Source organism: Collinsella aerofaciens, assembly GCF_018785245.1.
GTDB classification, from domain to species: Bacteria; Actinomycetota; Coriobacteriia; order Coriobacteriales; family Coriobacteriaceae; genus Collinsella; species Collinsella aerofaciens_AD.
Window position 1 is genome coordinate 1 of sequence record NZ_WQPL01000053.1, and the last position, 10,046, is coordinate 10,046.

Below are 10,046 nucleotides of genomic sequence, written 5' to 3' on the forward strand. Positions count from 1 at the left end.
ACATCGCCCGCGCCGTCTTCGAGTCCGCCAACGGCAACGGGGACAGGGTCGTGCCGGTTTCGACCGCCGACTACTACGCCAACGCCGCCGGTCCCGTCGCCCCGCGCCCGGTCCACTCCGCGCTCGACCTGTCTATGCTCGAGTTTGTGGGCTTCTATATGCCCGACTGGGAGGAAGAGCTAACGGAATATATGAAGCTTCTTTCGATTTAGAATGATGAGGACTATTAACTTGCTTGAGCCCCTAGTTGACATACTTTTAGCAACCTATAACGGTGAATGCTATATAGCTGAACAGATTGAGTCAATTCAGCAACAGACTTATACTAACTGGCGTTTGTTGATTTCAGATGACTGTTCGACGGACGGCACTCTTGATATCGTTCGTCGTTTTGCTTCAATGGATAGTCGCATCGAAATTGTGTCTGCAAATTGCAAATATGGCGGAGCGAAAGAGAATTTTTTCGCTGCAATGGGGTATTCGGATTCTTCTTATTGTATGTTTTGCGATCAAGACGATGTGTGGCTACCTAATAAAGTTGAAATTACCTTGGAAGCTATGATGCAGCTTGAGGCCAAGGCGCCACTTGTTCCTACGCTTGTTTTTACTGACATGAAAGTCGTCTCGACAAATTTGGATATTATCGACGATTCGTTTGAGCGATTTTCGGCGATTGATCCTACAAGAACAGGGTTTCGCCAAGTACTTGCACAATCAATTGGCGCCGGCTGCACAATGATGATTAATTCCATGGTCCGTGAATTGGCGTTACGTATTGAGAATACCGATGATGTAATTATGCATGATTGGTGGCTCTGTCTTATTGCGTCTGCCTTTGGTCAGATTGGTTATTTGGATGTGCCTACCTCGCTGTATAGGCAACATAGTAATAATGAGGTTGGCGCTCTTAAGTATTCTCCTCTAAATAAGGCTTTACACCTTGATCAAATGAAGAATAGTGTTGTGGATACCATCCGCCAGGCCGGAGCTGTTCGGTCGTATTTTGAAGATATTCTGGACAACGAGCAGCTGCATATCATTGGAGAGTTTATCTCAATCAGTGAGACAAAAGGTTTGTCTGCCGTCATTCATCTAATACGGAGCGGTTGTTGGAAGAGGGGTTTACGGAAGATAGGCCAGATTATCGTTTGTTTTGAAGGAATATCATGAAAAAAGAAACATTGCAAAGCTGTTGTTCAGATACATCTGGTTTTGATCTGATTGTTAGCGCGTTGCTATTTCTTTTTATTCTTTTGGCTAACTGCATTGAGTTGTTGACTCGCCCTGTTGGGTTCATAACAATTATGCTTGGCTTAATATGCTTCAAGACATATGGCAGGTACTACGGCTCATTGATTAATGCGAAAGGGATTCTGAGCACGAGCTGGATGGTATCAATTGGATTAAGTCTAATTAGGATACATCCGGATCAAATTGAATGGTCTCTTATGACCATTTTGTGTATAAGTGTTGCATTGCCCTTATTTATGTTCGGTTACAATACTTATTTTCATTTTCAACAATTCCATCGTCGAAAATATACCACTGGAAGCTATTCGGAAATAGATTCAGATGCCTTTCGATTCGTGCTTCTAATTTGGTGTTTATTAGTAGCGTCTGGTCTGGGCGCAGACTGCATATACTCAAAAAGTCTTCCAGTATTTGGCGAATCGCAGTCGGCCTATATGAGTTTTGGTATGCCCTATGTTCATTATCTTACCGTTTCATGTTGTTTCCTGCCCTCTCTGTATTTTTGTTATCTAAAGTCGGCACAGTTAAAAATATCAAACGATAAATCTCTGTTCGCCTTCGTTTCTTTCTGTTCGATTGTGCCTCTATTAATTGTGTCAAGACAATTAATGCTGCTCGAATTAATTTTGTTTACTATGACTTATTTTATTTTTGGAGGGAAAGAAAACTTAATAACGCTCGGTAAGATTTGCGCTCTGATACTGGGAGTTCTGGTCTTGTGGACGTTTCTTTCATCATTTAGAAATCAGAGTACTGCATATCTTGCAAGTGTATTTAATTTACCCTTGACTACCTCAAAAAATGAGATGTCTTTTTGGCAGTTGTATCTCTACATTTCTTTTAATTTTGACAATTTTAATTATTTGATTAGCAATCTAAATCAGTTTTCGTTTGGTGTGAACACGGCGTTCCCCCTCCTTGTCCTTACTGCAAGCAAGAGTATGGTTCCGTCCGACCTATTATCAACAAGCGGTTTAATGCTCTTGCCGACGTTTAATACGTATCCGTTCATAACGCCTGCCTATCGCGATTTTGGCCTTCTGGGTGTTGTGCTGTACTCGTTTTTTATTGGTTATTTCAGCTGCTGTATCGAGATGAAAGCAAGAACACTTAACAATCCGTTCATCCACTTGGGTTATTACCTTGTTTTGTATTCATTGGCAATTTCCTTTTTTGTTTCAGAGTTTGCACAACCGGTATTTTGGATTTATGTTCTGTTGCTTTTTGCTGCCGATCTTCTGGTTCGTTCCGTCTATCGAAGAAATGGGTGAGAACGGCTAGTATCTGTCGCTAATACTGCCGACAGCATCTTTATCCATTCTTTTCATTTGTCTTTAACCCATTTATTGTCTATCTGGAAATTAATCACTCAGCATTCGGGATTTCAGTGTTGAGTCTTTTAGAGGTTGGTATTTGCTATTGATATGCATGCTTTTACTTTTTAGAAAAGCGGTTTGGGGATCTGGGTTCGCGACCTTTTAATTATGTTTCGTGATTGTTTTGAAAGAGGTTCACATTGGGTGGAAAGCCATTAGTAAGCGTTTGCGTTATCACGTATAACCACATTTCATATATCGAGAAGTGCCTCGATAGCATTCTTGCGCAACATGCTTCATTTGAAATCGAAATTCTTGTGCATGACGATGCTTCTACTGATGGAACAATAGAGATTCTTCAGAAATATGAAAATAAATACCCTGGCATATTTCGAGTCTTTTATGAGAAAGAAAACCAGTACCAGAAAGATACATATCCCGGCGGTTATACCCAAGGCCTTTTGGTTCCATCGGCTAGGGGTGAATATATTGCCGCTTGTGAGGGCGATGATTATTGGGCTGACGTAAATAAATTACAGAAACAAGTTGATTATCTGCAGTCTCATCCTGAGTGCGCCCTTGTCTGTCATGCTGCCGTCGTGGTTGATGGAATATCGGACGAAAAATTGTGTCGCATGGGGATGGGCGATACTGAGCATGATCTTTCTAGTGAAGAAATTATTGCCAATTGGAATGTTCCTACTGCTAGCTGGCTTTACCGTAAATCGCTATTTGTTTCAAAACATATTGACTGGCCAGCGACTTTTCCTGTTGGAGATTTCCCTTCGGTGCTGTACGCTTCGGCAACTGGTCGCGTGCATTATTTTCCTGATGAGATGTCCGTGTATAGGTATCAGGTTCCCGGTTCATGGACTTCAAGCTTGAATACCGATAATAAACGTGTGCTTAATGCTAAACGTTGGCTTGAAATGTATGAGACTATAGATCAATTCACTGGCCATCGTTGGCATTCATCTTTCATTGAAGCGAGTCATCCTCTTTTGAGGACGGTTTTTTCTTCGGAAGCCATGCCCGACTTGACAGTATTTGTTAAGGAGGCCATTAATTCCTTGTGTTTCAAAGATTGGTCAATTGTTGCTGTTAAGCGCTGCCTACGATTCTTTGGCTATGCGATCGAGCCGAAGGGCTTTGGTAAAGACGAAGGGCGCAAACTTGTAAGAATTGCTTCTCGAAATAACCAAATGCCTCGTTAAAGCTGGCCTTGTACAAGTTTTGTTAATGCGATGTCGTGGCATATGCCCTCTGGTTATTTTCAATGGCAAATTTAACAAACATGCATTTATTTGGTTTGATTAATTTGCCCATAAGTTTCTTCAGTACATATTTGACATCGGATTTCTTGGTTGGTAGCTCAAATTGTCCTATCTATAAAATACTGTTGCATTTCATTCGGGTCTGTAAGGTTTAATAGATGTCTCAGTCGTCTCTAAAAAAGCAATCAATGAGCGCCTTTGTGTGGAAGCTTCTTGAACGCGCTGGTAATCAGCTTGTTCAGATTGTCGTGCAAATTGTTATGGCACGCCTTTTGGCTCCCGAGCAGTTTGGTGCCTTGGCGATAATTCTTGTATTCGTTAATCTTGGTAATGTGTTTGTGCAGTCTGGACTTCCAACTGCACTCATCCAGACTCCTAGGCTCGAATCGAGCGATGCGTCTACAGCTTTTTGGCTCAGTCTTTCGATTTCGGTCGTCCTATATATTTTGATCTTTGCGTTTGCCCCTGTTGTCGCCGACGTATATAGAATGCCATATCTTGTTTGGCCGCTTAGGGCGCTTACGTTAATCTTGGTGATTAACGCGCTCAACTCTGTTCAGGTAGCTTTAATCCAGAGGTCGATGGAGTTTCGAAAAATCTTTAACGCCACGATGTGGTCCGTTTTGGTATCTGCAACGGTTGGCATTAGCTCGGCTTTTGCTGGCGCGGGTCTCTGGGCCCTAGTGTTGCAGCAGCTGTCTTTCCAGATTGTAAATTGTTTCGCACATTTTATTCAGTTAGACTGGCGTCCTCGTTTTGAGTTTAGCGTGAACCGCGCTAAGGTGTTATTTGGCTTTGGCTGGAAGCTTCTTGCCTCCGGTATTCTCGATCAAGGTTATCAGAGTCTTTCTGACTTGATTATTGGCGGTCAGTTTAACGCGTCAAAACTTGGCCTTGTATCGCAGGGTAAAAAGTACCCTGCTGCTGTTGGATCGCTCCTTGACGGCGCTATTCAACCCGTTATGCTGAGCGCGGTGTCTAAGACGCAGATGGATCTTGATAAGGTCAAATCTATAGTTCGTCGTGCACTAAAAATGTCCTGTTTTTGCATCGTGCCCTCCATGACGCTGTTTGCTATTGCGGCTCGCCCGCTTATTAGTCTTTTGCTGGGCGACAAATGGCTTTCGTGTGTTCCGTTTCTGCAGATGTATTGCGTTGTCTATATGCTTCTGCCGATTCACACCACTAACCTTCAGGCCTTGAATGGTCTCGGAAGAAGTGATCTCTTCCTTAGGCTTGAGTTGATAAAAAAAGCCATTGGGTTAATTAATCTCCTGGTTATGGCGTTCGTTTTTCACAATATCTATCTCATTGTATTTAGTTATATATTTACTGGCATTCTTAGTACATTTATTAACGCAGCTCCTAACAAGTGGGTAATAGGATACTCGTATGCTGAACAGCTGCGAGACATCGCTCCTGCGTTCTTCATCTCATTTGTTTCAGGGCTATGCGCCTATTCGGTTGTATTTTTAAATGCTTCTTCAATCCTTACCATTGTTCTTGAGATGCTCGTCATGGCTTTTGTTTATTTAGGTCTTTCTAAATTGTTACATTTTGAAGCATTTGACTATCTCGTAATCACGGTAAGGGATTATCTTGATGCTAAACGGAATTAATGGTGTTTGACTTACAATTTAGTTTCGCTGTTTTTTAATTGTGCTTATGAAGGGAAGGAAACGTATATGTCCGATCGCATTCTAGTTACAAAATCCTCAATGCCTCCGATGTCGGAGTATATCGAGGAGATCGCTCCTCTTTGGGAGAGCCATTGGCTTACCAATATGGGTGTTGAGCATAAGAAGCTTGAAGCCGGACTCAAACAGTACTTGGGTATCGATAATATTGCTCTCTTTACCAATGGCCACAATGCTCTCGAATGCATTCTTGAGGCTATGGGCCTTGAGGGCGAAGTCATTACCACTCCGTTTTCGTTTGCAAGCACTACGCACGCTATCGTTCGCAAGGGGCTTACGCCGGTTTTTGCTGACATTAGGAATGACGATTACACGATTGATCCTGAGTCTATTGAAAAGCTCATAACTCCGCGCACGTGTGCAATTGTTCCCGTTCATGTTTACGGTAATCTTTGCGATGTCGATGCCATTCAGGCTATTGCTGACAAGTATGGTCTTAAGGTCATTTATGATGCTGCACATGCGTTTGGCGTCAAGCGTGGTGATATTTCTGTTGCCACATTTGGAGATGCCTCTATGTTTAGTTTCCATGCCACGAAGGTGTTTAACACTATCGAGGGCGGCGCTGTTGCTTTTAAGGATTCTAATCTGTATCCGCTTCTCAATCAGTGGAAGAACTTTGGCATTATGGGCCCAGAGGATGTTGAGTACGTCGGCGGTAATGCCAAGATGAATGAGTTCTGTGCGGCTATGGGCGTGTGCAACTTGCGCCATCTGCCGCAGGAAATTGCCAAACGCAAAGCCGTCGCTGAGCGCTACTGGGAGCGCTTGGAGGGCGCGAAGGGCGTTCAGGTTTGTCGTCCCGGTGATGGTATCACTTCTAACTATGCATATCTGCCGGTTGTTTTCGAAGACGAATTTGGCGCAACGCGTGACGATGTATTTGCTGCGCTTGATGTTGCTGGCGTTGGTGCTCGCAAGTATTTCTATCCTCTTATTAGCGATTACGCATGCTATCGCAGCGTTTACGCAAGCGAGCGCACTCCCGTGGCTAAGTGGGTTTCCGATCGAGTACTTACGCTTCCTATGTTCGCCGATTTGGCTCTCGATGATGTCGACCGTATTTGTGATGTTGTTTTGGGATGTGCGCGATGAGCGAGACGAGTTCTTTGACTGGAAAGCGTCTGCTTGTTCTGGGCGGTACGCCGCAACAGCTTAAGCTTGTGGAGGCAGCTCACAATCTCGGAGTCTACGTTATTGTTGCCGATTGGCTTGAGACGAGCCCGACGAAGGCTTCTGCCGACAAGGCATACGTTCTCGATATTAAAGATGTCGATGGAATAGTTGCTATGGCAAAAAGCGAGCAAGTTGATGGGGTCGTTTGTGGTTGGATTGATCCTGCGCAACGGCCATATCAACAAGTTTGCTCAAAGCTCAATGTGCCTTGCTACGGATCTGCTGAGCAGTTCCGTTTGATGACGGATAAACGTGCTTTTAAGGCTATGTGTATCGAGAACGGGGTAGACATTATCCCGAGCTTTAGTGAGGCAGATGTTAAAAACCGAGTTGTCGATTTTCCGGTTTTTGTAAAGCCTAGCGACAGTCGCGGCTCTCGTGGACAGGCTGTTTGTGCTTCGTATGATGAGCTTGATTGCGCTATTGTTACCGCGAAAGATGAGTCTTCCGACGGCCATGTTGTAATTGAGCGTTACATGGGTGGCTGCCAGGAGTTTCAAGCTACGTATTTCTTCGTTGATGGAGAAGCGTATCTGGTTAGAACTGCCGACAGTTTTACTGGCAGTGAGGCAAATGGCTTGGAGAAGGTTGTTCACGGTGCTATTTCTCCCTCCCGCTTCACTGAGCTCTTTTTGTGTTCGGCACATTCCCGCGTAGTGAAGATGCTTAAGAACATGGGCTTCACGAATGGCCCTGCATTCATGCAGGGTTTTGTCGATGGGGACAAGTTCAGATTCTTTGACCCGGGTCTTAGGTTTCCTGGTGTCGACTATGAGCGGATTCTAAAAAAGGCAACTGGGGTTGATCTGCCGGAAGCGCTTGTTCGTTTTGCGCTTACCGGGCAGATGCCTAAGGTGCCTCGAATCGAGAATGCTGCCCTTTTGGGTGGGCGTGCAGCCGCTGTTTTATTTCCGACGATTAAACCCGGAGTTGTAGGAGACCTATCTGCCGTTCGGTCGCTGAACAACATCAATGAAGTCGTTACCTGCATTCCTCGTGTTGCCGAGGGCGAGCGTATTGGCTTGAGTTGCGATGTTAATCAGAGACTTGCCGAGATTGACGTTTTGGCATCGAACTATAGCGAGCTCGCAGATGAAATTGAGCAGGTCAATAAGAAGCTGAACGTTATGGATGAGAAGGGCGAGGATATGATTCTCGAGACTTTTGATCCTGCTGTTTTGAAAAAGGGCGGATACGCCATGCTTGACCAATCTCGCGAGTGCAATTTTTCTAATCGCGTGCAGTTGAGTTCTCTTTTGCTTAATCGTTCTGATTTGCTTAAGGCATGGGGCGGCGATGTTTCGGGACTTTTGGAGGCTGTTGAGTATGGCTTCCGTGAGTTCGCTGCCGATCGCGTGATTTTGCCCGAGAAGGCTTCGCAGGTTTTTGATGATGTAACTCAGTCGCGAATCAACTGCATGCCCTCTACTGTGCGAACTCTGGGAAAAGCCGGCGTAAAATGGGTCTCTGTATTCCCGGAGAATCCTAAAAAGCTCGGCATGCGTAACGTCGGTGGCGTCATGGTCCTCTCTAGCATGGAAAATGGATCTACTGTTTCTGTCATGGATGCTTCGATGCTTACTGCTTTGAGGACCGCAGCTGTGGATGCTCTCGCTGCTCGCTACCTCGCAAAGTCTAAGACAAAGTCTTTGGCGCTTGTGGGCACCGGTGAGCAAGCTGCTTTCCATGCAAAAATGATTGCTCCTAAGGGTTCCGGGGTTGTTGTGCGCGTGTCTGGTCGCACTCCTGATCACGCTGATACGCTTGCTGAACAGTTATGCGATGAGGGCATTCAGGCCGAATCTATGGGTTCTGATATGGCAAAGGCTGTGAGCGGCGCCGATATTATTGTGACGGCAATTAGCGGACAGGCTCCTGTGTTAAAGGCTGATTGGATTGAAGGCGGTGCTCTTTACTGCCATGTTGGCGGTTGGGAGGATGAATATGATGTCCCCCGAAAGGCCGATATGATCGTATGCGATGACTGGCATGCACTTAAGCATCGCGGTTCTCCTACGATCGCTCGTATGTTTGAGAAGGGCCTGCTTACCGATAACGACGTGCACGCTAATCTTTATGAGATTATCACGGGGGAGAAACAAGGCCGATTGAACGATAGTCAGTTTATTTACTTCAACGCAATTGGCTTGTCGTACATTGACGTCTCGGTTGCGACTTGGCTTTATAATCGCGCTAAGGCTATGGGGCTCGGCCAAGCCTTCGATTTTTCTAATGAAGGCTGTGAGTAGAGCTGCCTTAGCTGCGGGTATTTTACTGCTTCGATAAGCTTACGATGGCCAGTGCTGTACTGGCCATCGTTCGTTTTTGTATGTTTTGTTCTGCATAGCTGGTGCTGGCTTATACGCAATTGAAGCCTCCAGCTTGTTAGATAATACGGCGATTCAGGATTTTGTCGACAGCGTGGTGGCGCATTTGTATTGATGCTGCCGACGGCCTGCCTATGCGTTTTGCTAGGCAGGCCTTCTTATGCCGCGGGTGCGGATGGCCTTACCATCGCGGGCCAGACGTATGATGAGCCCGGCGTCTCGGGCCTCGGCTGGTCTTGGTCCGATGCCGACCATCTGCAGCTTAATGATTACACTGACGAGACCATTGGCGCGGAAGGCGATCTGGTGGTAACGCTGGTGGGTCAAAATGTTGTAGACGAGGCGTAGGCCGAGGATGCTGACATGTGCACGAGCTGTCTTGAGGTGTGGGGTAACCTTACGTTTTGCGGCGCAGGCTCGCTGCGCGCGACGGGTTCGCAATGCGGCGTCTTTGCGCTTGGTGCGCTGGTAATCGACGGCTGCTTGATCGATGGCCGGGCAGACGGCAGGGGCATGATCGATGCTTCGGTGGCCGGCGTGCGCGGGGCTACCGTTACCGTACGCGGTGGTGCACATGTTGCTGCCGCTGGTATCGGATCGGGCGATGACTGCCGCCTCTTTGGCCTGTATGCCTTCGATGACCAGTTTGCCGTGGACGCCTCCTGGGTGGACGCGACCAGCGCCATAGCCGATGCTGCCTGCGAGAGTGGCTCACTTAAGTCGGCGCAGTTTGTGACGCCGATGGGCGGGGCCTTTAGTACTGCCTGTGTTATCGATGCCAGCGGCGCCGTAGCGCAGCATGTGGTAATTGAACCCACAGGCGCCCGGCCGCTGGCGGGGAAGACCCAGCCCGGTACCGATGAGTCCACCGGTGGCAATCCCGCGGGGGTTACAAAGCCCGGTAGCGAAGAAGAGCTTAGTGATGAGGGTAGTGTCGAGAAAGTTGGTGTAAGGGCCCTTGCGGCCCCTGTGTCCGATATCCGGAATCAGTTGATATCCTAGGCC

General features: G+C 46.5%; 9 protein-coding genes. All 9 read left to right on the forward strand.

The annotated features are described in order from the left end of the window. Positions 1-212, forward strand: a 212-nt coding sequence (locus GPK39_RS08665; protein ID WP_215675050.1) for a sugar nucleotide-binding protein, incomplete at its 5' end; no start/stop codon positions are given. Between the two features lie 19 nt (positions 213-231). Continuing rightward, entirely contained in the window at positions 232-1,170 is a 939-nt protein-coding gene (locus tag GPK39_RS08670) for a glycosyltransferase family 2 protein (RefSeq protein ID WP_215675052.1), read from the forward strand. Further along, on the forward strand, positions 1,167-2,522 hold the full coding sequence (locus GPK39_RS08675) for an O-antigen polymerase (RefSeq protein WP_215675054.1): 1,356 nt from the start codon (positions 1,167-1,169) through the stop codon (positions 2,520-2,522). The genes GPK39_RS08670 and GPK39_RS08675 overlap by 4 nt, the downstream gene beginning before the upstream one ends. A gap of 245 nt (positions 2,523-2,767) precedes the next feature. Then, positions 2,768-3,781: a glycosyltransferase family 2 protein gene (locus tag GPK39_RS08680; RefSeq protein WP_215675056.1), complete on the forward strand. Its 1,014-nt coding sequence runs from the start codon at positions 2,768-2,770 to the stop codon at positions 3,779-3,781. A 218-nt stretch (positions 3,782-3,999) separates the two neighbouring features. Continuing rightward, positions 4,000-5,460 carry a lipopolysaccharide biosynthesis protein gene (locus tag GPK39_RS08685; protein WP_215675058.1) on the forward strand — a complete coding sequence of 487 codons (1,461 nt, stop codon included), beginning with the start codon at positions 4,000-4,002 and terminating at the stop codon, positions 5,458-5,460. Positions 5,461-5,526: 66 nt separating this feature from the next. Continuing rightward, positions 5,527-6,633 carry a DegT/DnrJ/EryC1/StrS family aminotransferase gene (locus GPK39_RS08690; RefSeq protein ID WP_215675060.1) on the forward strand — a complete coding sequence of 369 codons (1,107 nt, stop codon included), beginning with the start codon at positions 5,527-5,529 and terminating at the stop codon, positions 6,631-6,633. Next, a complete protein-coding gene (locus GPK39_RS08695; protein ID WP_215675062.1) occupies positions 6,630-8,963 on the forward strand; it encodes an ATP-binding protein in 2,334 nt (777 codons plus the stop codon). The genes GPK39_RS08690 and GPK39_RS08695 overlap by 4 nt, the downstream gene beginning before the upstream one ends. A 189-nt stretch (positions 8,964-9,152) precedes the next feature. After that, the gene (locus GPK39_RS08700) at positions 9,153-9,389 is read left to right on the forward strand and encodes a hypothetical protein (protein WP_215675064.1); all 237 of its coding nucleotides are present in this window, start codon (positions 9,153-9,155) and stop codon (positions 9,387-9,389) included. Positions 9,390-9,404: 15 nt separating this feature from the next. Beyond that, positions 9,405-10,043 (forward strand): hypothetical protein, encoded by a 639-nt coding sequence (locus GPK39_RS08705; RefSeq protein WP_215675066.1) that lies wholly within the window; start codon positions 9,405-9,407, stop codon positions 10,041-10,043. Positions 10,044-10,046: the final 3 nt, after the last annotated feature.